Source organism: Sodalis sp. RH15 (genome assembly GCF_047324255.1).
GTDB classification, from domain to species: Bacteria; Pseudomonadota; Gammaproteobacteria; order Enterobacterales; family Enterobacteriaceae; genus Acerihabitans; species Acerihabitans ligni.
Genome location: NZ_CP178738.1, coordinates 2679464 through 2704389 on the forward strand (window position 1 = coordinate 2679464; position 24926 = coordinate 2704389).

The window sequence follows — 24926 nt, forward strand, 5'->3', positions numbered from 1 at the left end:
GTGAGCAGATTTTCGGCGATATGCTTACCGATAACACCTGTTACACCTGTCACTGCAGCCGCTCTCATTATTGCGCATAGCCGGTAGTCCCTATCTGCAGGTTGAGCAATTCGGTAAGGTATCGCTTCTTAGCCTCAGCGCGCGCAGGCTTCCCTGAGGAGGTCCTAGGAATGCTATGCGGCGGCAGTAATTCAATATCCACAGCAACGCCGAACTCGCTTTGAATGCGCGCTGTCAAGGTATGGATGATTTGCTTGCGACGCTCTTCAGAACTAACCCTGCACTGGATCTGCAAAATAATCTTGGCGCCCTCGTCGTGCTCTTGGGTGGCGACGAAGGCGATTGCATCCCCCGAGCGGATTTCCGGCTCCGATTCCGCAACATATTCAATATCTTGAGGCCAAATGTTACGGCCACGAATGATAATCAGATCTTTTTTACGGCCGGTTATGTAGAGATTTCCGTCAAACAGGTAACCTAAATCACCGGTATCCATCCATCCTGTCGCCTGGATTTGCTGCATTGAAGCAGCATCCCGGAAATATCCGCTCATTAAGCTGGGGCCTGAAATACAGATATGGCCCACCTCCCGTTCTCGAAGCGGTGTACCGGTTTCGCTACGGATTTCAATACGATGGCTGGGAAGCGCCTTGCCGCAATTGACAAAAGTTGCAAAGGCCCGGGTGTTTTTGGTAGGCGCTACAGCTTTACCTTCGTACTCCAAAATTTCGCGGTCGACCTCGTTGACCTGCGGGCCGGATGCCTGTTCGAAAAAGCTTACCGCAAGCGTATTTTCGGCTAAACCATAGCAGGGCATAAAAGCCTTGCTATCAAAATGGACATCGCTGAAATGTTCGCTGAACTGACGGAGCAGCTCTCCCGGAATGGGTTCAGCCCCCACACCAGCCACTCGCCAACTGGAGAGATTGAGTTCGGCCAGTTCTTTCTCGTTACTGCGGCGTAAGCATAATTCGTAGCCAAATGGCGGAGCAACGGAGATGGTGGCCCGGTTTTTACTGATCAGTTTTAGCCATTGCAGCGGACGCATTGCAAAATCTTGTGTGCGCAGGTAGTCAACGGATACCTGGGTGGCCACAGGAGTCAGTAGGCAACCTACCAGCCCCATGTCGTGATAAAAGGGTAACCAAGAGACGCAACGATCCCCCGGACGTAACTTGATACCGTCATGGCTGATAACCTGCAGGTTAGCCATAACAGAACGCTGGGTTACTATCACGCCGCGGGGGAAGCGCGTGCTACCCGACGTATATTGGAGATAGGCAATGTCGTCTGGTGATGGAGGCTGCAGTTCAACATCCTTCTCTGGCAACGCATCTAAATCGTCATTGCTGAGGATATGTGCAGGCGGCGCATCGCCGCTGGCGGACCTAATCAGCGGCAGCCATTCATCACCACTGATGATAGCCGCGGGCTTACAGCTTTTTATCAGACCCTGGAGCTTATCGATATAGGAGGCACGCTGCCCCACCCCCATAGGGATGGCAAGCGGCACCGCGACTAATCCAGCATATTGGCAGGCAAAAAAAGCTTCAACGAAACCCACACTGGTTTCAGCGATAAGCGCAACACGGTCACCCTTGTTGAGATTCAGCGATAATAGGCGCTTTGCGCCCATGATCGCACGGCGTTGTAGCATACGATATTCCAATACGGCCACTAGCTGATTACGTCGATCGTAAAAATTCATACCTGTGCTTCCCTGAGCGGCGTAGTCTAAGGCCTCCACCAGAGATGGGAAGTCTGCAAAGCGCATGGGAAGAGAGTGGGCGGAGCTTGTTTCAAACATATACAATACAGCCTTAGATTTAAAATCAGCCAATAATACAGACAACTAATGATGTGAGAGCGGGAGTCTTTGTAAGCTTTTGTATAAGACATTGTTTTTTTATTTATCATTTTATACTACCTAATACAAGCTCCTATTGTAGCAGTATCTTCCAATCTGCTTTAAATTGTGTTATTTCAGTGAAAAAAGCATTAAGTGGTAAAGGATGGCAATGTATATCCAGATAATGTCAAAAGGCATATAGAATGCGTTGAGAGGATCTGGCTTGCGCGGCTCTGAAACTCAATAATGCCAAGCATAATATGCCTAGCGCAAGGATAAACGTACTTGCCATCACATTTTCAGCAGGTTCGGTAGGTGGGGGGATCAAAATATAACAGGGATTCTTTTGACTGGGCTTCGCTAAGGTAATAATTGCTTTTTTTTGTCCTTACGAGCTCCTTAGGGAAGAATTAGCCATCAAGAGAGCACAGACTGGATAATATATGCCGGTTTATTGTGCTTTTTTTTCAGTAAATTCTAGAGATTTAAGGGTGTTTATGGTCCGCATTGAAAAAATCATGGACAAGCGTGGGCTTAAGGCATTCATCGCTTTTCCTTCTTCACTATATCGCGATGATCCAAATTGGATTGAACCCTTGTATCTCGAGCGTGCAGAGCATCTTTCTCACAAAAATCCAGGTACTAAACATATCGAATGGCAAGCGTGGGTAGCTAAAAAAGGGGATAAGATTGTCGGGCGGATAACCGCTCAAATCGATACCTTGCACCGCGAACTTTATGGTGAGGATACCGGGCATTTTGGGATGATTGATGCCATCGATGATCAAGAAGTATTCAGTGCGCTATTTGCTGCTGCAGAAGAGTGGTTGCTGTCTAAAGGAGCACGAAAAATCACCGGGCCGTTCAGTCTTAATATTAACCAGGAAAGCGGCTTGCTGGTTGATGGGTTCGATACTCCGCCGTCTGCATTAATGACGCACGGCAAGCCTTATTATGCCGCGGGTGTGGAGCAGCAAGGATATACGCAAGGCATTGATTTGCTGGCCTACTGGATGCAAGTTGCAAGCCTGCATTTTCCTCCGGTATTAAACAAGCTTATGGAGCAAGCGCGTAAAAAGGTGACCATCCGCCGGCTCAATCGTAAGCATTTTAGTGAGGAAATGCAGATTTTGCGTCAGATCTTCAACTCTGGCTGGCAGAACAACTGGGGATTTGTACCCTTTACCGAGTTTGAGTTTGCCACCATGGGGGAGCAACTGAAGTTATTGGTGCCGGACGACATGATTTATATTGCCGAGATAGACTCCGTTCCTTGTGCCTTTATTGTTGGTTTGCCAAATATTAATGAGGCTATCGCAGATTTAGAGGGGCGTTTACTCCCCTTTGGCTGGGCGAAGCTATTATGGCGTTTGAAAGTTCGTGGTGTACGTACCGCCAGAGTGCCCTTGATGGGGGTTCGGCAAGAGTATCAATTCAGTCGTCTGGGGCCGGTTATGGCGCTGCTGTTGATTGAGGCGCTACGTGACTCCTTTGCGAAGCGGAATATCGCTGCTGTAGAGATGTCTTGGATCCTGGAGTCTAATGCCGGCATGCGGACGATCTTGGAGCGGATTGGTGCGATTCCCTATAAGCGTTATCGTTTGTACGAAAAGCAGCTTTAACCCGGCGTATAGGCGTCGTCTTGTCCTTGAGGCCTCACGTAGATGATAACGGCCGGGCACAAAAGGTGCCCGCCCTGGCCCCTGGGAACGTCTAGCCTGGGGTGCCTTTGGCCGGTTGTAAGTCAACGCTGGCAAGTGAACGGCGATTTAATAGGTTATGTGTAATGTTTTTGGCGCTAAACATTAGCATATCTAATCGGTTGTCATGAGATAACGCCCGATCGCTTTCATTTTTATAAGAGCACATATTCATGGCATTTGAGAAGAAGAAAGGCATCAAACGATTAATAAGCAGTATAAATAACTCGCTGGCTGGGCTTGCTGATGCTTTGCTAACGGAAGATGCGTTTCGCCAGTTGTTTATTATTAACTCAGTATTAGTGATCATCGCATTTTTTTTGGACGTTACAAAGTTAGAGCGCTTATTCTTAATTTCCAGCTGTTTTCTTTTACTGGTGGTTGAGTTACTTAACACAGCTATCGAAACCGTGGTAGATCGTGTTTCCTTGGATTTACATCCCCTATCAAAGCGGGCAAAAGATTTGGGTGGCGCGGCGCAGTTAGTAACAGTAGTGATGACGATAATAATTTGGTTAATTATTATTTTCTGATGCTTATGGAGTCCACACTGTAGTGTACGGCAAAAGCAATATGGTTACGCGATGGCTTTATCCCTGCGCCGAGAGGCTACGGCAACTGAAGATATGGCATCCAGTGCTTTTTCCAGCACCTCGCTGTAGGGCGCTCTGGCATCCAGATCGAGTATTTTTGAGCCATTGTACCGAAGCTTGACCATGACGCCGATTTTATCCCGCAGTTCCTCATAACTATGGTCCGGTTTACGCGAAAAGGCGGTGCCGACATCAATATCAAGGCGAATGATTAATTCGGGGCGGCATAAGGCCATCTGCTGATACAATCGCCGCTCGCGAGCCGCTAAACGCGTCATCAGCCAGCCCGCCACGCGCTCCACGCCAATGCCGGGCCCATCATAATAAAACCCTGAAACCTCTGCCTGCGGATAGCGATCGCTGATAACCAACACGCCGCTCTGGGCCAGACGCTGTACCTTGCGTAGATTAGCGGCACGAAACAGTGAGAACCCGTACATGATCAACGCAGCCCAGAGCGCCGGAGACTTGCTGCTCATGTTCTGAGTCTTCCCGGACTTGGCGGCCAGGCGCCGCTCGAGCCATACGCCAATCAAAGGCAGATGTTTGATTTTATCGCCGGTCTCACCGGAGAGGAGCCCTAAGTAACGACGCTCGGTCACCCAATGTGTCCGCAGATGTTTTTCCAGGTCCGCGGTCAGCGTCGATTTACCCGTGCCGTCACAGCCCACTACCGCGACAAGCCCGGCAATATAGGCCGGGGAAGGTTCGTTTGTTGTATTCAAGCTATCTGTTTGCATTTATTTCAATATACTAAAAGGTAATCATAAGCCGAAACGCATGACTACGTAAGAGAGGCCCGAATCGCACGTAACGACTCGTCAAGAATTTCACTCGCCGGCTCTCGACCATCTAAGTCAAGAATCTTCGCGCCATTAAAAGTAAGGTGCGGTATGACGGTAATCTTCTCACGTAAAACGGAGATCTTGTGATCAGGCTTGCGCGAATGCGCCGTTTGTTCATCAATATCCAGCCGAATCAATAAGAGTGGCTGATAAGAGGCCATCCACCGGTAGAGTTTTTGCTCATGTTTTCTCAGCGCGCGCACCCAACCGTTACCACCAACCGTTTTTGCCAACTGCGGACCATCAAAACGAAACCCGGCCACTTCAGCCTGCGGGTAACGATCTGTAATCAGCAAATGCCCCTGTTGGCTCTTCGCCAGCATTCGCCGGAATTTGTAGGTTCGCCAATAAGACAGTAGATAGATCACCAGCGCCGTTACATTGCCTGGGGGTGTCGATGGATTATCATGTACCCGCTCAGACTTCGCCAGCAAATAGCGGCCAAAGGAAGCGCCAATAACGGGTAGGCTGCTGATCCATTCGCCTATGCGTCCCGACGACTGCCCAAGATAAAACAGTTCCGTCGAGCCTTGGGAAGAGAGTTGTCTTACCAGACTGGCGGCTAAAGTCGATTTACCGGAACCATCACAACCCGTTATTGCTATCACTCGCAGCGGAGCATTATCGGCAAGGGGGCTAATCTGTTGACTCACATCAAAAAATCCAATATCTAAAAAAAAACTATTGTATGCTAATCCTTCCTGGGTTCAAGATATTTGTTCCACTTGGCCGTAACAACAATTAATAGCGATTTTCCCCTTTTCAAACGATATATTCTTGGGGATTTCTAGATAAGAGAGTGTTTTATGCATTCAAAACTCCCACCGATCATAGCGGTTATTGGCAGCGATGGTTCCGGAAAATCCACTGTCTGCGAACATCTTATTGACTATGTAAAAAAATATGGACCCGCGGCAAGGGTTCACTTGGGTAAACAAGCAGGAAATGTCGCCCGTGCGATGGTGAAGCTCCCCGTTTTAGGTAATTCCCTAGGCAAGTCTATTGAAGTTAATAAGGCCAATATAAGCAAGTCTCTTCCCGGCCCGCTGCCTGCCTTGGTCATCATGTCTTTCGTGCTGCGGCGATTATTGCGCTTTCGCCGCATGCTGGCTTTTCGTCGGCGCGGGCTACTGATCTTGACCGATCGTTTTCCACAGGTGCAAATACCGGGTGGTTATGATGGCACGGTACTTCCGGCCAACGCGCCGGGCAGCCGCTTTGTTACCTGGCTGGCGGGCCGCGAACGTGCCGCTTTTCGATGGATGGCCGGCCATAAGCCGGATTTGGTGCTAAAACTGAATGTTGATCTTGATGTTGCCTGCGCCCGCAAGCCCGATCATCGACAAGAATCCCTTGCCAAAAAAATTGCCGTTACTCCGCTGCTGACTTTCGAAGGCGCCCAAATTGTCGATATCGACGCCAATAAGTCCCTTGATGAAGTGTTTTGCGCCGCTGAAGAGGCCGTATCGAAGTTTATGGCATCGCGTGGATATAGCTATGTTGACGAAGGTAAGCCCGTCGTCAACCCATAGCCATTATCCACTCCCGCAGGAACCGACGTTTCCATTAGGCATGATTGCGCGGCGATCAGTACCAAGACGGCTTGTCGCCATCGGTGTCCGGCTTGTTAATGCCCACGGAGGCCCGCACGTCGCGCGTCGGATCTTGCGCCAGTTTCACGACAAGATCGGCAACGCTCTGGCGGGAGACTTCGGTACCCTTGAATGGCTCCCCCTTCTGGGTGAGCTCATAATCCACCTCGTCGCTGTCGGTCAGCCAGGCCGGCCGCACAATCGTGTAGGCGAGCGTCGAGGACTCGATAACCTTGGCGGCTGCGCTGTAGGGTTCGAGATAGCCGTCATCGAGCATTTCATGGTTCCACTTGCCGAATGCGCCTGGGACCTCGTCATAGATACCCAGGGTTGAGATCCAGATCAGACGCCCTACGCCCGCAGCTTCAAGCGCCTCGACCACCGATTTGGCCTGCTCCTCGATATTGTCGCCCGCCAGATTGGCGTAAACGACGTCTTGTCCTCGTGCCGCCTCCTGCAAATGGCGCGTATCCGTGACATCGCCTTCGATAACTTCAACACTATCGCCCGCAAGCTTCTGCAGACGTCCCGACTTTCGCAGATAGAGGGTAAGAATGATGCCTTCCTGCCCGAGAAACTGATGGATCGCGTGCCGCGCTATCTTTCCGGCAGCACCAAGAACGAGAATCTTGCTCATGACGGGCTCCTTTTCCTCGATATCTCCCCATTGGAGAATGACGTTTAAAGGCCATCCGCCGCCGCAGCCCGTGGCCGCTTGCAACCTCAAGGAGCGTGCGCGCCAAAACGAGGAAAGATATGCGACCCAGGCTTATCGACCACTTCGGCGGCCATAAAGCCGAGATATGATCCTACCCTAGCTGCGGGGTTAATGCGTACGCGGGCTTTTCTGATTTTGCGTCTCCGACAGGGAATAATTTTGTCATTAACTGGCAATATAGGGTAAAGGAGACTGCTTTCATGATTAAAACCCGGGGGATGGACGCTGAAATCCCATGGGAAGGTCTATCAAATACATAGGGTAATTCAGCTGTGACTGAGTGAAATCCGCGTATAGAGTAGCATTGAGAATACTTAAAAGGAGCATGTCATGAGCAATTCTATCGATGAAGATGCAAAAGATGCAAAGCCTATCGTTGAAGCAGATAGAGAAGCATCTGTCAGTAAATGTCCTTTTCATGAGGGAAATTCCAATAAGACGTCCGGCGGCGGGACAAGCAATCGGGACTGGTGGCCTAACCAGCTTAGAGTCGACCTCCTGACACAGCACTCAAACCGCTCTAACCCGTTGGGCGAATCGTTTGATTACCGTAAGGAGTTCGCCAAGCTAGACTATTCGGCGCTCAAGGCCGATCTCAAAGCGCTGCTCACTGATTCGCAACCCTGGTGGCCGGCCGACTGGGGCAGCTATATCGGCCTTTTCATCCGCTTGGCGTGGCACAGCGCAGGGACGTATCGCTCCGTCGACGGGCGCGGTGGTTCGGGCCGCGGCCAGCAGCGCTTCGCCCCGTTGAACTCCTGGCCGGATAATGTGAGCCTCGACAAAGCGCGCCGCTTGCTGTGGCCGGTGAAGCAAAAATATGGTCAAAAAATTTCCTGGGCCGACCTCTATATCCTTGCAGGCAACGTCGCTTTGGAAAATTCCGGTTTCCGTACCTTTGGCTTTGGCGCCGGGCGTGAAGACGTATGGGAACCCGATCTGGATGTGAACTGGGGCGACGAGACAACCTGGCTTGAACACCGCCATCCTGAATTGCTGGCCCAATCGCCGTTGGGCGCAACGGAAATGGGGCTGATTTACGTCAATCCCGAAGGCCCGAATCACAGTGGCGATCCTGCCTCGGCGGCCCCGGCTATCCGTGCCACCTTCGGCAATATGGGGATGAACGATGAAGAGATTGTTGCGTTAATCGCCGGTGGCCATACGCTGGGCAAAACCCATGGCGCAGGTCCCGCCACTCATGTCGGTGTCGACCCTGAAACCGCGCCTATTGAAGCGCAAGGCCTGGGCTGGGCAAGCAGTTATGGAACCGGCGCCGGGGCTGATGCCATCACTTCCGGCCTGGAAGTGGCCTGGTCCCAGACGCCAACGCAGTGGAGCCATAACTTCTTCGAAAATCTCTTCAAATTTGAATGGGTACAGACACGCAGTCCCGCCGGCGCTATCCAGTTTGAGGCCAAAGATGCGCCGGAGAGTATTCCCGACCCGTTCGATGCGGCGAAGAAGCGTAAACCTACCATGCTGGTCACCGATCTGACGCTTCGTTTCGATCCGGAGTTTGAAAAGATATCCCGTCGTTTCCATGGCGATCCGCAGTCCTTCAATGAAGCTTTCGCGCGGGCGTGGTACAAATTGACCCACAGGGACATGGGGCCAAAAGCGCGATATATCGGTCCGGAAGTGCCAAAAGAAGACTTAATCTGGCAAGACCCTCTGCCGGCCCCGGTGTATCAGCCGACGGCCGCCGATATCGAACTGCTGAAAGAAAAAATCGCTGCTTCCGGCCTTACCGTCGGTGAACTGACCTCGGTGGCGTGGGCTTCGGCTTCTACCTTTCGCGGCGGAGACAAGCGGGGCGGCGCAAACGGCGCACGGCTGGCGCTGCTGCCGCAAAGAGAATGGAGTGTAAACGCCATCGCCGCCCGCGTACTCCCCACTTTGGAATCGATACAACAATCATTCCAGAAAGCGTCTCTGGCGGATGTGATCGTTCTGGCCGGCGTGGTGGGTGTTGAACAGGCAGCGAAAGCGGTCAACGTTGAGATTGAAGTGCCTTTCACCGCCGGTCGCGTGGATGCTAGCCAGGATCAGACCGATATTGAATCGTTTGAATTCCTCAAACCAAAAGCGGATGGTTTCCGTAACTATCGCGGTGTTGCCGACGGCACATCCACTGAAGATCTCCTCATCGACAAGGCTCAGCAACTTACGCTGACCGTGCCGGAATTAACGGTGCTTATCGGTGGACTGCGGGTGCTTGGTGCAAACTACGATGGCAGCCGGCAAGGTGTTTTCACGCACAACGTGGGCGAGCTTAACACTGACTTCTTCGTAAACCTGCTCGATATGCGCACTGAATGGAAAGCAACGGACTCCTCCGGAGAACGCTTCGAAGGACGCGATCGCCTCAGCGGAGAGGTCAAATTTACCGCAACCCGTGCCGACCTGGTATTTGGTTCGAATGCCGTATTGCGCGCTTGCGCGGAGGTTTACGCCAGCAGCGACGCCAAAGAAAAGTTTGTTAAGGACTTTGTCGCGGCCTGGACGAAGGTGATGAATCTGGATCGATTCGACATCTAAGCGGTATTGACCGGTTGCAAAGACTGAAATCACCACGCAAACAGCCCGCGTCAGGGAACTGAGGCGGGCTGAGCTTGTTGGCAATATGTCCCGCCTTCTTGGCGGCGGGTATATTTGTCAGTAGTCTGAGCCGGCCGTTAAATGTGTAGTGGACGATGAGCGGCATTTGCTGATATACTGTTTATAATTACAGTATTGGAGGCGGTTATGGCTATTGAAATAAAATATGTGGTCGTCAGAAAGGGTGAAGAGAAAATGACATTTGCCAGTAAGAAAGAAGCTGAGGCCTACGACAAGATGCTTGATATGGCTGAAGCGTTCAGCGACTGGCTGTTGAACAGCGGGATGCAGCTGGATGAAACGCAGGCTGAAAATCTGGGTCTCTATCTGGCCGAGCATAAAGATAATGTTCAGCATATCCTGCGTACCAGCAAATTGCCGGAAGCCGCCGGCGCTCAGGCTCCTTCAGATGAACCGGAAAGCATGGATGCCGATGCCGATGCCGATGCTGATGCTGATGCCGGCACAAAAAAAATCAGAGCGGTGAAAGCAGCCTGATCCCCTTCGATAGTTACACAAGTACTGAACAGCGCCGTTAGTGATAACCCCTGGCGGCGTTGATGCATGAAAAGCAGCACATGCCCGCCAGAATACACGCATAGCCAGTCCGGCTCAGCCGGCAAGATCCCCGCTTTATACTCGCCGATAACAATGCCTATCATATTCCCATGCCAAATATTTTCAGGTGGCAAGCGAGCGCTATGACCTCGGCCCGCCACAGGGTGGGCGCGTGTTATTTCCGGTAATAAAAACGGATAGTGGAATCATGATGTTTTACCTATTGTGTGACTGGCATCATATTTAAATAATTGTCAGCCGCGGTGTGCCCGCGTCTTAATAATGATATTCTTCAACCTCTGCCATTGATGATGTTGCGTCGTCGATACAGGGCTTTAGCCAGGAAATCAGGGTCTTAGCCAAGGAACGTTCTCGCGGGATGTTATAATTGTTTTTATATACCTGTCGCGATTATCAAATGTTAAATATAACAACTGGGTGTTTATGTATAACGGTGGCGCGATTAAAAATCGTCGGAGCCTATGGCGATTCAGTTTCAGTATAGGTAAAATAACGATGTCACAATTGCTCACTGCTATAATAATTTTTCTAAATAACATTACTTCTTAGCGTATTACTTCATTTTGCTTTTTTATTAAGTTGAACAAATATCCCTTAAAGGGATTAGGGATACCTCTACTAATGGATTTACTCAGATTCTTGCTACGCTTGCCCTTTACCCTGATAAAATGCGGCATTTGGGCGCTTTCCGTTATCCTGGCGCTGCTGTGCCGCGTTCTCAAGCCGATTGTCGGTAATATCGACTGGCGCGCGCCGGCCTGGTGGGTGGCGATGTCCGGCTGGCTCAGGCGCGGCTGTCAGCATGCCGACCGAGGGATGGACCGGCATCCGAAAGCCATCGGCATAACGGTATTGGTCTTGGTTTGCGCCGCTGGCTCGGCCGTTTACGGCTGGTATTGGTGGCAAAACCGGCCGCAGCCGATGGTGCCGGCGCCGATGGTGTACCAAAATACCAGCATACGCGTCAGCAACCCTGAAACGGTGAATTACGTGGCGCAAAAGGCTGCGCCGCAGCGGGTGGTTTTTACTTTCAACTACTCCGCCGCACCGCTGACAGACGTAGGCAAAGTGGTGGGTAGGGGCATTTCGCTGAAACCGGCTATCGAGGGCGAGTGGCAATGGGTAAGCGGCGATACGCTAGTCTTCACGCCGAAAAATCCGTTGCCGATGGGCGCCGGCTATGAAGTGGATTTCACTCCCGGCCTCCTGCTCGCGCCGCAAAACAGGCTGAAGGTAACCGGTTATGGCTTCAGCGTACCGGAGTTCGATTATAAATTTGGCGAAGCCGAATATTACCAAGACCCGCAGGAGCCGCAGAAACGAAGCGCAATTTTCAACGTCAAATTCAATGCGCCGGTGGATGTCGCCAGTTTCGAAAAGCAAATCGCCCTCGGCCTGACCCAAGGCGGAGCCAAAACCGAATCAAAGCTCAATTATTCCGTGGTCTATGACCAGAAAAAGCTCAACGCCTGGGTGCATTCCGAACCGCTGAAATCCTTTGACCACGGCGGTTCGGTGCATATCGCCATCGGTAAGGGCGTAAAAGCTTCAGTGCCGTCGAATGCCACCACGCTGGCCCGTGAGAGCCGGGTTTCCGTACCGACGCTCTACAGCCTGAAGGTAAATGAAGCCAGCGCGCAGGTCGTCGTCGCCGAGGGTGCGAAAGGCGAGCGCGCATTGATTATTGCTTTCAGCGATGCGGTTAAAGATAAAGACATTCGCCGCGCGGTGAAAGTCTGGTTGTTGCCGCAGCACAACCCCAATGATCATGAAACCGGTCAAGGCCCGGATGATTATGCCCACTGGGACGTGTCGAGCGTTGAAAACAATGTATTCGCGTTATCCACGCCGCTGGATATCAAGCTTGATGAGGCGGAAAATGACGCCCAGCCGCAGTTCAGCTTCCGCTTCGATGCGCCTGCGCACCGCGCTATGTTGGTTGAAATCGATAATATATTGACCTCTTCCGGCGGCTATAAAATGCCGGAAAAGGTCTACCGTATCGTGCAGGTCCCGGATTATCCAAAATCCCTGCAATTCATGTCGCAAGGATCGCTGTTGTCGGTTAACGGCGACAAGCAAATCAGTATCGCGGCGCGTAATGTGCCGGGGCTGCGTCTCGATATCAAACGGGTGATCCCGAGCCAGCTGCAACATATCGTTTCATTCAAGAGCCGTGAATATTCATCGGCGGAATTCAACCGCCTGAATGACGAGTATTTTACCGAACACTTCAAATACCGGGCAGCGGTAAATAATGACAAACCGGGCGAGGTGAATTATCAGGGCGTCGATCTCTCGCGTTATTTATCCACCGATCCGAGCTCGCATCGCGGCGTCTTCCTGCTGACGCTATCACCCTGGGATCCAAAGGAAAAGAAAGATACCCCGGCCACCGATCATGGCTATCAATATCAGGAGGAATACCGGGACGGAGATGAAGCGCCGGTCGGCGATTCGCGCTTTGTGGTCGTGACTGATTTGGGGATTATCGCCAAGCGTTCGCAGGATAAGACCCGCGACGTATTTGTGCAATCGATTCACAACGGTACGCCGGTCAACGGCGCCAAAGTGTCGGTTATCGCCAAAAACGGCGCCACGCTGCTGAATCAAACCACCGGCGCCGACGGCCATGTGCGTTTCCCGCCGCTGGATGTCTACACCAACGAGCGCCAGCCGGTCATATTCCTGGTGGAAAAAGAGGGCGATGTTTCATTTCTGCCAGCCGGTCGTAACAATGACCGCGGCCTGGACTTCTCACGTTTCGACGTCGACGGTGATGAAACGCCGGACGATCCGCGCGCGCTGAGCAGCTATCTGTTCTCCGATCGTGGTGTGTACCGCCCGGGGGACACTTTTAATATCGGCCTGATTACCCGCGCTGCCGACTGGCGCACGGGATTAGCCGGCGTGCCGGTGCGCGCTGAAATTCACGACCCGCGCGACAAACTGATGAACACTATTCCGCTGACGCTGGGCGACAGTGGCTTCAATGAGCTGAGCTACACCACCGACGACAATTCTCCGACGGGTGAATGGAACATCTATCTGTATCTGGTTGGCAAAAACAATGAATCGTCCACGCTGCTGGGTCATACCGCGGTGAACGTGAAAGAATTCGAGCCGGATCAACTGAAAGTGAAATTGCAATTGGCGCCGGACCGTAAGCAGGGTTGGGTCAAACCGTCGGAACTGCAGGCCAATATCGATGTCCAGAATCTGTTCGGGACGCCGGCGCAGGGCCGGCGGGTGACGTCGAAACTGACGTTGCGCCCGATGTATCCCAGCTTTGAGCAGTTCCCCGGATATGCGTTTTACGAAAACCGCCGCAACAGCGACGGATTTGAGACCGAGCTTGAGGACCGCTCAACCGATGTCAGCGGCGCGGCGAATATACCGCTGGATCTCAAATCTTATGCTGACGCGACGTATCAGCTGCAATTGCTGTCAGAAGCCTTTGCGGCGGGCGGCGGACGTTCCGTGGCGGCCACAGCCCGCGTATTGGTGTCGCCTTATGACTATCTGGTGGGCGTGAAAGCGGATGGCGATTTAGGCTACATCAACCGCGCTGCCGTTCGGCATCTGGATATGATTGCCGTCGATCCCGCGCTTAAGCGCATTGCGTTGCCGGATTTGAAAATGGCGCTTATCGAGCAGAAATACATTTCGGTGCTGACCAAGCAGGATTCCGGCGTCTACAAATATCAGTCGAAACTGAAAGAAGTGCAGTTGTCGGAACAGCCGTTGGCGCTGAATGCGCAAAGCAATGACATAACCCTTGCAACCGATAGGCCGGGCGATTTTGTGCTGGTGATTCAAAACGCCCAGGGCAAAGTGCTGAACCGCATAGCCTATACGGTCGCCGGCGACGCCAATCTCAGCCGTTCCCTGGATCGTAATGCTGAACTTAAGCTGAAGCTGAATTTGGCGAAATACCTGCCGGGCGATGTAATCGACGTGTCTATCAACGCGCCGTATACCGGCAGTGGATTGATTACCATCGAAAGGGAAAAAGTCTACAGCTGGCAGTGGTTCCACACCGATACCACCAGTTCGGTGCAGAAGATCCGCATTCCGGCCGGCATGGAAGGCAACGGCTATATCAACGTACAGTTCGTGCGTGACGTGAATTCCAATGAAATTTTCATGAGCCCGCTGAGCTATGGCGTCATGCCGTTCAGCGTCAGCACACAGTCTCGTCAAAACTCTTTAAAAATTGCTGCGCCTGCTGTGATTAAACCGGGGGAAAATCTTCCGATAACCGTGAATACCGATGGCCCGCAGCAGGTTGCGCTGTTTGCTGTCGACGAAGGTATTTTGCAGGTGGGGCGTTATCGCCTGAAAGATCCGCTCGAGTACTTCTTCCGCAAACGCATATTGGGCGTTGAAAGCTCACAAATCCTTGACCTGATTCTGCCGGAGTTCAGCAAGTTTATGCAGCTGGCGGCTGCGCCGGGCGGTGACGGCGGCGAAGGGCTGGATGTCAATGTGAATCCGTTCAAACGCAAGCGCGACAAGCCGGTGGCATATTGGTCCGGTATTACCGAAGTAAACGGCGAGAAGCAGTTCGACTATCCGGTCCCGGATTACTTTAATGGCAAAATTCGCGTAATGGCGATTTCCGTAACGCCGGACAAAATCGGTAAAGCGCAGACCTCGGCGACCGTGCGCGACAGCGTCATTATGACGCCGAATGTGCCGTCGATGATCGCGCCCGGCGATGAATTCGATGTCAGCGTCGGTGTCAGTAACAACCTCGAAGGTCTGAACGCCGGCACAGTGCCTATTGCGGTGCATCTGACCGTTCCACCTCAGTTGGAAGTGGTCGGGAGCGCGGATCAAACCCTGTCTTTGGCTGAAAAACGTGAAGGCGTGATCAGCTTCCGCTTGCGCGCCAAAGCCGTTCCGGGCGATGCGCCGCTGGTATTTGATGCCCGGATCCTGAATAACGAATTCAGGGACATGACCAGCCGCCGAACCCTCAGCACCTCGGTGCGTCCGGCGATGCCATTCCGTACCCAATCCATCATGGGACGCATGAGCGGCAGCAGCCAGAGCGTCGATAATCTGCGCCAGATGTTCGATGCCTACGCGGTGCGCAAGGCGGCGGTCTCCAACTCGCCCTTAGTGCTGGCCGGCGGGTTGTCGCAATATCTGGCGGATTATCCCTATTACTGTTCCGAGCAGATTGTCAGCCGATCGATTCCATTGATCCTTGAAGGTCTGCATCCGGAACTGCAAGGCAATACGAGCCAGGCAGAAAACAGTAAGCAGCTGAAAAACATGCTTGCTGTTCTGCGCTCGCGGCAGAATGACAGCGGTGCGATTGGCCTGTGGCGCTCATCGCCGAAAACCGATCCGTTCGTGACGACGTATGTGGTGCAGTTCCTGCTGGAAGCTAAAGCCTCGGGATATGCCCTGCCAGCCGGTATGCTGGAAGAGGCCAACGCCTCATTGCGCGGGCTGGCCGCCAATCAGAATGAAAATTTATACTCTTTGCGTCTGCGCGCGTGGGCGGTTTATCTGCTGACCCGTCAGGGGGAAATCACCACCAGCCAGCTGGCTTCGGTGCAGGATACCTTACGGCAACGCTATCCTGACCGCTGGGCGACCGATCTCAGCGCATTGTATCTGGCATCGTCCTATCGTCTGTTGAAAATGGATGATGTGGCCAACACGTTGTTGCAGCCGATCTGGAAACAACTGAGCAATGCGTATGGAAAATCCTGGTGGACGCAGAATTACTTCGACCCGCTGGTACAGGATGCCACGCGGCTGTATTTGATCGCCCGCCACTTCCCGGAAAAAGTATCCTCGATTCCGCCGCAGGTGCTGGAAAATATGATCAGCGCTCTCAAAGAGGAGCGTTATACCACCTATTCATCGGCGATGAGTATTCTGGCGCTGGAGAGTTATTCAGCTCAGGTGGCGGCGCAAGCCAATACGCCGGACGCGCTGAAAATCACGCAGATCGGCAAAAACAGCGATATCGGTTCTCAGGTGATTTCCAGCCTGCAGGGACTGTTCGCCAAAGGTCGCTTTACTGCCGATGCGCAAGCAATCCGCTTTGAAAATGATAATGACGCGCCGGCCTGGTATGTGGTGACGCAGGCCGGTTACGATCTGAGCGCGCCGAAAAAAGCCATTTCGCGCGGTCTGGAAATTACTCGTGATTATACCGACGAACAGGGCAAACCTGTTAATCAGGTCACACTGGGACAGAAGATAAACGTTCATCTGAAAATCCGCGCCAACGCGAAAGAAGGCCAAAGCAATCTGGCGATTGTCGATTTATTGCCGGGCGGTTTTGAAGTGGTGCAGCAAACGCCGCCGGAACCGGACTCTGACGACAGCGACGGTGACGCCCCGGCCTCATGGCAATCGCCGCTGGCTGCATCCGGCTCCACCTGGGCGCCGGATTACAGCGATATTCGCGAGGATCGTGTTGTTATCTATGGCAGCGCCAGCACCGATGTGCAGGAGTTTATATACCAGATTAAAGCCACCAATACCGGCAGCTTCGTGATCCCGCCGGCTTATGGCGAAGCCATGTATGACCGCGAGATTCAGGCACTGTCGGTCAGCGACCGTAAGCTGGTGGTCGTGCCTGCTGACAGCGCGGCTGTGGCTAAAAAATAATAACTCAGGTCGCGCCCTTTCAGTGGCTGCGGGGCGTGACCTGTGCCGAGTAACAAAATGAACATTTTTCACTCTGTTCCCAAAGCAATTAAATACCTGCTGCAAAATATCGCCATGGCGGTTTTTCTACTGGCGCTGATCGCGTTGGCGTGCCGTCTGTATCCTCATCCGCCCCTTTCCCGGGAGCAGCCTTTTTCGTCTGTCTATTATGACCGGCAGGGTACGCTGATGCGTATCACTCTCGCTAATGACGACCGCTACCGTTTGTGGACACCGCTGGAACAGGTATCTTCATTGATGGTTCAAGGCTTGTTGCTGCATGAAGATCGCTGGTTTTACTACAACCCCGGCTTCAACCCGTTCAGCCTGATACGGGGTTTCTGGCGCAGTTATGTTGCGGGTGGACTAAGGCAGGGTGGCTCGACCATCACCATGCAACTGGCGCGCATGCGCTGGCATCTGAACACCCGAACACCGTCGGGCAAAATAATGCAGGTGCTGCGTGCGGTGCAGCTGGAACTGGCTTATTCCAAACACGACATTCTTGAAGCCTATCTTAACTACGCGCCTTATGGCCGCAATATCGAAAGCATAGGCGCGGCCAGCTTGATTTATTTTAATAAGGCGCCGAAAGATCTGACCTTGCCAGAGGCGCTGACGCTGGCCGTGTTGCCGCAATCGCCGAGTTATCGTATTGATGTCAAAACCGGCGTGCTAAGCGCCGTGCTGGCGCAGGCGCGCAACCGGCTCTTCCAACGCTGGCAGAAGTATTACTCGGCCGACAGCAGCCAGAATGCATTGTTCAGGTTGCCCCTGGCGCTGCGTCAGCCCGAGCAGATGCCTTATATCGCGCCGCATTTCATCGAGCAGCTCCGCCGGCAAAATCGGCACTATATAGGCACGGATACCCGCATCGACACTACGCTGGATGCTGGTTTACAACGGCTTGTCGAGCGGCAGATGAATGCCTTTATACTCCGTAACGAGAGCCGTGGCATCCATAATGCCGCCGTGCTGCTGGTGGATACCCGTGATATGGGCATACGTGCGCTGGTGGGGTCGGCCGATTATTACAATCGCGGCATTCAGGGGCAAGTAAACGGCACTACTGCCAAACGTTCGCCGGGTTCGGCGCTCAAACCCTTTATTTATGCGCTGGGGATGGAGCAGGGGGTGCTGCATCCGATGACCATCCTGAAAGATGTGCCGTCGGCATTTGGCGCCTATGCGCCTGAGAATTTTGACCGGCGTTTTCTAGGACCGGTCACCGGGACCGATGCCCTGAACTTCAGCCGTAATATTCCCGCCGTATATGTCGCTTCGCAGCTTCGGCGGCCGACGTTCTATCAGTTCCTGCGGGTTTCCGGCATCTCCAATATGTCCAGCGAGAACCACTATGGTCTGTCGCTGGTATTGGGCGGCGGCGAGGTGACTATGCAGGAAGTGGCAAAACTGTATGCTTTACTGGCGAATCGTGGCGAACTCCTACCGCTGCGGATGCAAAAAAACGATCCGACACCAACGCCGACAAGGTTATTGAGCGAAGAAGCCAGTTTCATGACACTCGATATGCTGCGCCAGCACCGTCGTCCCGGCGATACGCTGGTACAGCAGCCCTCTGCGTTGCCGGTGTACTGGAAAACCGGTACCTCGTGGGGGTTTCGCGATGCTTGGAGCGCCGGGATTTTTGGTCCCTATGTCTTGGTGGTGTGGGAAGGGAATTTCGATAGTAAAGGCAATAATGTGTTTGTTGGTACGGATGCCGCCGCACCGCTGTTCTTCAATATCATCGATAGCATCAACGCCAGTTATCCCGCTTTGCAAGAACCGAAACATCCGTTTCCCAAGCAGCTCAAGCGGGTCGAAATCTGCCTCGCCAGCGGGGATTTATCGACACCCTGGTGTCAGCAGAAGGGAAAAGCCTGGTTTATTCCCGGTAAGTCGCCGATCAAGGTCGACACGGTTTACCGCCCGGTGCGGTTGGATAAACTGACCGGCGAGGTAGCCTGTCGGCCTTACAATGAAGAGGAAACCCGTATCGAAGTATTCGAGTTCTGGCCGTCGGATCTGGCAAACGTATTTGCGCAAGCCGGTTTGCCCAAGCGCAAGCCACCGGTGAATCGCTGTAAAGATGACGTTGTGGACGTCAGCGGAAATCCGCCGCGCATTACGTCACCTTTGCTGAATACCACTTATACGCTGAGGCAATCACAGCAGGGGCAAGACCAGATTTCATTTAATGCGGTAACGGATGCCGACAGCCAAACGGTGTACTGGTTTGTCGATGAGATCTACCTTGGCAGCTCCGCCAATAAATCGGCAATCGATTGGCGGCCCATCAATAAGGGACGCTATCGCATCCGGGCGGTCGACGATCGCGGACGCGCCGATAGCCGGTGGGTCAATATAGAGATTGTGAATTAGGGACCGGCTCGGGTAAGCGGCTTAGCGGGGTTTGTCATAGTGGAGAGCTTTGCCGCATGCAGGTATCAGGGTCAATGCTCTATCCAATCGGGATGAGCCCTGATTTGACCTTAAAGATGGGGCAGTCAATAGAACAACAAGGAGCGGGATGCAAGGAGTAGCCATGAGCGCATTACTTCAGAACCCGCTGAGCGTTTCCACGACCACCGCCAGCAGTCAGACCCTATACTGCAACAGCCGCGGTTAACTCTTTCGCCACGTCTGGCCGCAGCGTTTCACTCTGCGTCGCTTACGCCTTTACCTGGCCGTTCCCCTCGCATACCAGAAATTTATCATCCAGACTTAACCCAAAGACGTAGTTTGCGCAGGCATTGTGCTTTACACTGCGCGCTGCAAAAACTGAGTAGATAAACGAGTAAGCAGGGGGTTAATGGCGATGAACGGAACGGTCACAGCGTGGTTTAAAGATAAAGGTTTTGGCTTTATCAAAGATGAAAACGGTGATAACCGTTATTTTCATGTGATTAAAGTCGCCAACCCGGAGCTGATTAAGAAAGATGCGGTGGTGACTTTCGAAGCCACCACTAATAACAAGGGTTTGTCAGCTTATGCCGTGAAAGTTGTATCGAAAAGCAAATACATCTATATCGCAGGCGAGCGCCTTAAGCTTACGTCGATCAAGTCTTACCTGGTTTACAGCGAAGAGGTGTCTGCCGATACCCGCATTGATAAAGAGAACGCGGTACTGTCTGTGGGTGTGCTGATGAGCAGCATCAGGCCGAAATCAGCCGCGAAGCCTGGTGAAATGCGCTCGCTGAAAAAACTGGCGATTACCACCTTTCAGGGAACGACATTAATCTTCTCAGAGGATGAGATAGACGTGGATGCCACGGTGAAAATGCTCGGGGTGTGAATGACTATATTCCGCTCTTAGCTGATTTCCACAAACCGTAGAAAGCCCATGCATACGGGATAATTACACTATCCCTGGCGGAGCAATCAATACTCCTGCAAGACTCCATTTCCACCTGGCTGGGCGTTCAGCTTGGGAGCATACCTCGACGGCAGCTATGATTGGTTCTCCCGCCGTCGCCCGTAGTTATTAATCCCTATCGGTTTTGGGCTGGGAAACGTGTATGGCCGCCGCATGGTTTGCAGCCTCAATCGCCTCGTTAAGCAGGCGGCCCTCATTGAAAGCCCTACAGAATGTGCCCATAAAACAATCGCCGGCGCCATGGGTGCTGACTAATTTCACTCTTTCCGCCGACAGTGAATCGTACGAATTTGCGCGATCGGAGAAAGCCACACCATATTCACCGGCGGTGACTATCACAACGGGGAAACGCGCTCTCAACGCTAAGACCGCTTCACCGGCGGAATGGAGGCTGTTTACCGCCACGCTGGACATATCCCGCGCCTCAACCGAGTTGACCACCAGTACATCAATGCAGCGCTGGAAATCAGCCGACAGGGTTCTGGCCGGCGCAGCGTTTAAACAGACGGTAACATGACGACGCCGGGCTTCTTGCGCGGCAGATAAATTCACCGCTTCGGGAACCTCGTTTTGCAAGATCAGCATGCCGACATCCGACCAGACAGTATCGTCGGATAATCTATCAGTATTGATTTTTGTATTGGCCCCTGATACCACCACCGCGCCATAATCGCCATCAGCATCGGTAATGGCCACGCTCATCCCGGAAGCAATGGCGTGGATAATCTCGACGTGCTTTGTATCTACGCCGGCCGTTTGCAACGTGGTGAGCAGGAATTTCCCATTGTCATCCGCCCCCACGGCGCCCAAAAACGTGACGTCGGCTCCCGCCTTGGCTGCTGCAATCGCCTGATTACCGCCCTTGCCGCCAAACTTATATGAACAGCCGCGACCGATAACGGTCTCGCCTTTTTCAGGCCGATGATGGGCATCCACCATGATGTCATAATGCAGACTGCCTACCACCAGGATCTTTTTTAAGCCCATTACTCTTCCCTCATGCTGCGTACCGCCATTTGCGTCTTGTTCAGGTTTTCTTGCGCCAGCTTGAGGTTTTTCTTGGCAATGGCGACAAACAAGGCATCCAATATATTGAGCTGTGCTATACGAGATGCTGCATTCTCACCCAGTAAAGGCGAACCTTGGGAGGTTGAATGGAGCTCCACATCGGCATATTTCACAATAGGCGAATCAACATAATTGGAAATCGTAATGACTTTTGCGCCATTTCCCGATGCGAGCCTTACCGCTTCAATGACTGCCCTGGTCCGGCCGGAGTGGCTGATTGCGATCACCACATCATCATCTTTTAATACGGATGCGGACATCATCATCATGTGGGAGTCATCATGCACCATCCCGCGAATGCCTATTTTCAAGAGTTTGTGCGACATATCCCTGGCAATCTGCGCCGATCCGCCGACACCGTATAGATCGATATTCCGGGCGCGAAAAATAATCTCCGCCGCCCGCTCAAATGCCTTGATATCAATAATGGCTTTGGTTTCTTCTATTGCTTGAATTGACGTCTTGAATACTTTTCCCAGCAATTCTTCAGAAGAATCGTCCGGAGAGATTTCTTTATGAAGATTCGCCACCTCGGAGTGATTATAATGCACCAGGCTGGTTCTAAAATCTCTGAAACCGGTGAAATTGAGTTTCTTGGCTAATTTAACAATCATGGCTTCTGAGACATTGTTTTCGGTGGCAATATCCTTCAGCGGTGTGCTTTCCGACAGATTTTCTTTTGACGTTATTGACTCTACAACCTTTATTTCCAACGGCGTTAATTGGGGCAACCGCATACGGATTTGAGCGCCTATCGCACGTGGATCGTATTTCATTGCTATTTACCTCTGGTGGTTCTGTCTATCAGCATGGCAACAATAATAATCAGGCCGGTTGCAAGCAGTTGATAGAATGCCTGAATGTTCATTAAAGTCAATCCGTTACGCAGCGCACCTAAAATTATCGCGCCGACAATCGTACCCAGTATACTACCCTTTCCGCCCATCAGCGATGCGCCGCCGATGGCCGCCGCCGCGATGGCATCCAGTTCCCAGAGGTTGCCCAGGGTGGGTTCCGCCGCTCCCAGCCGGGCAATGAGGATCAGGGAAGATAGGGATGCCAGAAGGCCGGAAATAACAAATACGATGACTTTTGTCTTTTCCACCGGTACGCCGGCGACCCTGGCTGCTTCCTGATTACCACCCACCGCGAGGATATATTCACCCAATGGCGTCTTGTTCATGGTGACCCACAGGATGATGGCAATGATGGCGACGATGATAATCGGACAGGGAACACCAAGAAATTGCCCGTTGATGAAATTCCTGAAATCCGGCGGGATACCGAAGATAGGGTTGCCGCCGGTGCAGATGAGGGCTATGGCCCGGAACAGGGACAATCCGCCGAGGGTCACAATGAACGGCTGAAGGCCGGCATAGGCCACCAGTACGCCGCTGAAGGCGCCGCACAGCATGCCAACCGCCAGCGCGCCGATAATGGAAATTGAAACGGGCACGCCCGCCACCATTAATGAAGCGCCCACCACCGCCGAGAAGGCGGCCGTTGAACCCACCGATAAATCGATGCAGCCCGAAATGATGACCAGGGTCATACCGAGGGCAATGGCGGCATTAATGGAAGATTGCTGAAGAATATTGAGCAGGTTCGGTATCGTCAAAAATACCGGCGACAGTACTGAAAATACACAGACAATAATAATCAATCCAATCAGGGTTCCCGCATCGCGTAAATTAAATTTACGAAATCTGGAATAAAAACTTTTATGCAAGGTATTCTCTTGAACGTTCATGGCTTAGCCTCAAGATATCAATTTATTATGTTTTGATAAATATTTAATTCACCGTGCTGCTGATAGCATATTGGGCAATGTTTTCTTCCGTGATTTCATTGCCGGTGAGTTGGGCGGTGATTTTCCCGCCTTTGATGACCAGGACGCGATCTGAAATTCGCATGACTTCAGGCATTTCAGAGGACACCACAATAATGGCTTTACCTTCTCGCGCCAGTTTTTCAATCAGATTATATATTTCCGATTTAGCGCCGATGTCGATCCCCCGTGTGGGTTCATCGAATAAAAACACCTCGGTATTCGCCGCCACCCATCTGCCGATAATCACCTTTTGCTGGTTACCGCCGCTTAATGTGCCGATGAATCTTTCAATATCCAGCGGCCTGAGGTTTAAGTTGGACATGACGCCGAATGCCACATCCTTTAATTTTTTGCCGTTAATCAAACCTTGCTGAGTGAATTGCCTCATGGAGGGCAGCGCCATGTTTACCGCCACCGATCTTTCTTTGATGATCCCTTCTTTCTTTCTGTCCTCCGGAACCAGGCCGATACCCGCCCGGATAGTGGACTTGATATTATGAGGCTTAATCTCATGGCCCTTGATATACACCTTGCCGCTGGTTTTATTGTCCAAACCCGCGATGAGGCGTAACAGTTCGGTCCTGCCCGCGCCCACCAAGCCGGTAATACCCAGGACCTCACCGGCGGAAACGGAAAAACTGGTGGGCTTGACCACGGGAATCCTGCCCAGGTTTTCCACCCGCAATATTTCGTTGCCGGTGGAAAACGTATTGTGCTTTATTTTGTCGATCTTACGGCCCACCATCCTGGTGACTATCGTCTCTTCGGTCTCGTCCGCGATATTCACCACGCCCACCTGCTTGCCGTCGCGCAGAATAGTGGCCCGATCGCAGACCCGGAAGATTTCATCCATTTTATGCGATACATAAATGATGGATACACCCATCTTCTTGAGATCAAGGATCAGCTCCGCCAAGCGTTCGAATTCGGTGGGCGTCAGACTTGATGTGGGTTCATCCATTGCGATGATTTTGGCATCATCCAACAGCGCCCGGCCGATTTCGACGATTTGCTGTTGCGCCACTTTCAAGGTCTTGATCGGCACATTGGGATCAATGGTGGTATCCAAACGCTTGAGGATGAGTATGGCCTTTTCGTACTGCGCCTTTTTATCCACAAAGAGCCCCTTTTGTTTGGTCAAGGGGCGGCCGAGAAACATGTTTTGCGCCACGGAGAGTTCCGGAACGTGCTGCAGTTCCTGATGAATCATAGCGATACCGGCCTTACGGGCGGACAGCGGGTTTTTTATGGTCACCGCCTCGCCATCCAGCGCCACTTCGCCGGCATTGGCTTCCGTTATGCCGAACAAAACATTAAGGAGGGTGGATTTCCCCGCGCCGTTCTCTCCTATCAGGGCATGAACCTCGCCGGCCTTCACCGCAAGATTGACGCCTTCCAGTACCGTAACGCTACCGTAGACCTTGGTCACGTTACGCATTTCCAGACGATTAATTTCCATAACCCCTCCCCATAACCCTCTCCGTGCCCGTGCG

Annotated in this window: 16 protein-coding genes; 8 read left to right on the forward strand and 8 right to left on the reverse strand. The window is 52.4% G+C overall.

Annotation, left to right across the window (positions count from 1 at the left end; translation table 11 throughout):
- Positions 1-67: 67 nt before the first annotated feature.
- On the reverse strand, positions 68-1807 hold the full coding sequence (locus ACL2XO_RS12400; RefSeq protein WP_413724111.1) for a fatty acyl-AMP ligase: 1740 nt from the start codon (positions 1805-1807) through the stop codon (positions 68-70).
- A gap of 539 nt (positions 1808-2346) precedes the next feature.
- Here ACL2XO_RS12400 and ACL2XO_RS12405 point away from each other — a divergent pair.
- Positions 2347-3471 (forward strand): N-acetyltransferase, encoded by a 1125-nt coding sequence (locus ACL2XO_RS12405; protein ID WP_413742839.1) that lies wholly within the window; start codon positions 2347-2349, stop codon positions 3469-3471.
- Positions 3472-3722: 251 nt separating this feature from the next.
- Positions 3723-4082 (forward strand): diacylglycerol kinase, encoded by a 360-nt coding sequence (locus ACL2XO_RS12410; RefSeq protein WP_413742840.1) that lies wholly within the window; start codon positions 3723-3725, stop codon positions 4080-4082.
- 44 nt (positions 4083-4126) lie between these two features.
- On the opposite strand, the gene ACL2XO_RS12415 is transcribed toward ACL2XO_RS12410, so the two are convergent.
- Together ACL2XO_RS12415 and ACL2XO_RS12420 are read right to left on the reverse strand one after the other, a co-directional pair.
- Positions 4127-4882, reverse strand: a complete 756-nt coding sequence (locus tag ACL2XO_RS12415; RefSeq protein ID WP_132922131.1) for a hypothetical protein — start codon at positions 4880-4882, stop codon at positions 4127-4129.
- A 44-nt stretch (positions 4883-4926) separates the two neighbouring features.
- Positions 4927-5640, reverse strand: a complete 714-nt coding sequence (locus ACL2XO_RS12420; protein ID WP_413724115.1) for a hypothetical protein — start codon at positions 5638-5640, stop codon at positions 4927-4929.
- A gap of 153 nt (positions 5641-5793) precedes the next feature.
- Here ACL2XO_RS12420 and ACL2XO_RS12425 point away from each other — a divergent pair, with 153 nt between their 5' ends.
- On the forward strand, positions 5794-6519 hold the full coding sequence (locus ACL2XO_RS12425) for a thymidylate kinase (protein WP_413742841.1): 726 nt from the start codon (positions 5794-5796) through the stop codon (positions 6517-6519).
- A 55-nt stretch (positions 6520-6574) separates the two neighbouring features.
- Here the strand turns inward: ACL2XO_RS12425 and ACL2XO_RS12430 are convergent, their stop codons facing one another.
- On the reverse strand, positions 6575-7216 hold the full coding sequence (locus tag ACL2XO_RS12430) for an SDR family oxidoreductase (RefSeq protein WP_413742842.1): 642 nt from the start codon (positions 7214-7216) through the stop codon (positions 6575-6577).
- 411 nt (positions 7217-7627) lie between these two features.
- On the opposite strand from ACL2XO_RS12430, the gene katG reads away from it, so the two are divergent.
- From katG to ACL2XO_RS12455, 5 genes are all read left to right on the forward strand, one after another.
- Entirely contained in the window at positions 7628-9838 is a 2211-nt protein-coding gene (gene katG, locus ACL2XO_RS12435) for a catalase/peroxidase HPI (protein ID WP_413742843.1), read from the forward strand.
- 207 nt (positions 9839-10045) lie between these two features.
- Positions 10046-10396: a YebG family protein gene (locus ACL2XO_RS12440; protein WP_413724119.1), complete on the forward strand. Its 351-nt coding sequence runs from the start codon at positions 10046-10048 to the stop codon at positions 10394-10396.
- Between the two features lie 702 nt (positions 10397-11098).
- Positions 11099-17116: an alpha-2-macroglobulin family protein gene (locus ACL2XO_RS12445; protein WP_413742844.1), complete on the forward strand. Its 6018-nt coding sequence runs from the start codon at positions 11099-11101 to the stop codon at positions 17114-17116.
- A 57-nt stretch (positions 17117-17173) separates the two neighbouring features.
- Positions 17174-19540: a penicillin-binding protein 1C gene (gene pbpC, locus ACL2XO_RS12450; RefSeq protein ID WP_413742845.1), complete on the forward strand. Its 2367-nt coding sequence runs from the start codon at positions 17174-17176 to the stop codon at positions 19538-19540.
- Between the two features lie 430 nt (positions 19541-19970).
- The gene (locus ACL2XO_RS12455; protein ID WP_413742846.1) at positions 19971-20453 is read left to right on the forward strand and encodes a cold shock domain-containing protein; all 483 of its coding nucleotides are present in this window, start codon (positions 19971-19973) and stop codon (positions 20451-20453) included.
- 189 nt (positions 20454-20642) lie between these two features.
- On the opposite strand, the gene ACL2XO_RS12460 is transcribed toward ACL2XO_RS12455, so the two are convergent.
- Genes ACL2XO_RS12460 through ACL2XO_RS12475 form a run of 4 tightly spaced genes read right to left on the reverse strand, consistent with a single transcriptional unit; the run spans position 20643 to position 24892 of the window.
- Positions 20643-21521, reverse strand: coding sequence for a PfkB family carbohydrate kinase (locus ACL2XO_RS12460; protein WP_413742847.1), 879 nt, complete (start codon positions 21519-21521; stop codon positions 20643-20645).
- Positions 21521-22378, reverse strand: a complete 858-nt coding sequence (locus ACL2XO_RS12465) for a MurR/RpiR family transcriptional regulator (RefSeq protein WP_132922115.1) — start codon at positions 22376-22378, stop codon at positions 21521-21523. Before ACL2XO_RS12465 ends, ACL2XO_RS12460 begins: the two co-directional genes overlap by 1 nt.
- Positions 22379-22380: 2 nt before the next feature.
- Positions 22381-23352 (reverse strand): ABC transporter permease, encoded by a 972-nt coding sequence (locus ACL2XO_RS12470; RefSeq protein WP_132922114.1) that lies wholly within the window; start codon positions 23350-23352, stop codon positions 22381-22383.
- Between the two features lie 43 nt (positions 23353-23395).
- Positions 23396-24892 carry a sugar ABC transporter ATP-binding protein gene (locus tag ACL2XO_RS12475; protein WP_413742848.1) on the reverse strand — a complete coding sequence of 499 codons (1497 nt, stop codon included), beginning with the start codon at positions 24890-24892 and terminating at the stop codon, positions 23396-23398.
- Between the last annotated feature and the right edge of the window lie 34 nt (positions 24893-24926).

What these genes read in the sequence shown, in the direction of transcription:
- ACL2XO_RS12400 (WP_413724111.1), bottom strand. Translation starts at nt 1,807, where the DNA reads ATGTTTGAAACAAGCTCCGCCCACTCTCTTCCCATGCGCTTTGCAGAC.
- ACL2XO_RS12405 (WP_413742839.1), top strand. Translation starts at nt 2,347, where the DNA reads ATGGTCCGCATTGAAAAAATCATGGACAAGCGTGGGCTTAAGGCATTC.
- ACL2XO_RS12410 (WP_413742840.1), top strand. Translation starts at nt 3,723, where the DNA reads ATGGCATTTGAGAAGAAGAAAGGCATCAAACGATTAATAAGCAGTATA.
- ACL2XO_RS12415 (WP_132922131.1), bottom strand. Translation starts at nt 4,882, where the DNA reads ATGCAAACAGATAGCTTGAATACAACAAACGAACCTTCCCCGGCCTAT.
- ACL2XO_RS12425 (WP_413742841.1), top strand. Translation starts at nt 5,794, where the DNA reads ATGCATTCAAAACTCCCACCGATCATAGCGGTTATTGGCAGCGATGGT.
- ACL2XO_RS12430 (WP_413742842.1), bottom strand. Translation starts at nt 7,216, where the DNA reads ATGAGCAAGATTCTCGTTCTTGGTGCTGCCGGAAAGATAGCGCGGCAC.
- katG (WP_413742843.1), top strand. Translation starts at nt 7,628, where the DNA reads ATGAGCAATTCTATCGATGAAGATGCAAAAGATGCAAAGCCTATCGTT.
- ACL2XO_RS12440 (WP_413724119.1), top strand. Translation starts at nt 10,046, where the DNA reads ATGGCTATTGAAATAAAATATGTGGTCGTCAGAAAGGGTGAAGAGAAA.
- ACL2XO_RS12445 (WP_413742844.1), top strand. Translation starts at nt 11,099, where the DNA reads ATGGATTTACTCAGATTCTTGCTACGCTTGCCCTTTACCCTGATAAAA.
- pbpC (WP_413742845.1), top strand. Translation starts at nt 17,174, where the DNA reads ATGAACATTTTTCACTCTGTTCCCAAAGCAATTAAATACCTGCTGCAA.
- ACL2XO_RS12455 (WP_413742846.1), top strand. Translation starts at nt 19,971, where the DNA reads ATGGCGATGAACGGAACGGTCACAGCGTGGTTTAAAGATAAAGGTTTT.
- ACL2XO_RS12460 (WP_413742847.1), bottom strand. Translation starts at nt 21,521, where the DNA reads ATGGGCTTAAAAAAGATCCTGGTGGTAGGCAGTCTGCATTATGACATC.
- ACL2XO_RS12465 (WP_132922115.1), bottom strand. Translation starts at nt 22,378, where the DNA reads ATGAAATACGATCCACGTGCGATAGGCGCTCAAATCCGTATGCGGTTG.
- ACL2XO_RS12470 (WP_132922114.1), bottom strand. Translation starts at nt 23,352, where the DNA reads ATGAACGTTCAAGAGAATACCTTGCATAAAAGTTTTTATTCCAGATTT.
- ACL2XO_RS12475 (WP_413742848.1), bottom strand. Translation starts at nt 24,892, where the DNA reads ATGGAAATTAATCGTCTGGAAATGCGTAACGTGACCAAGGTCTACGGT.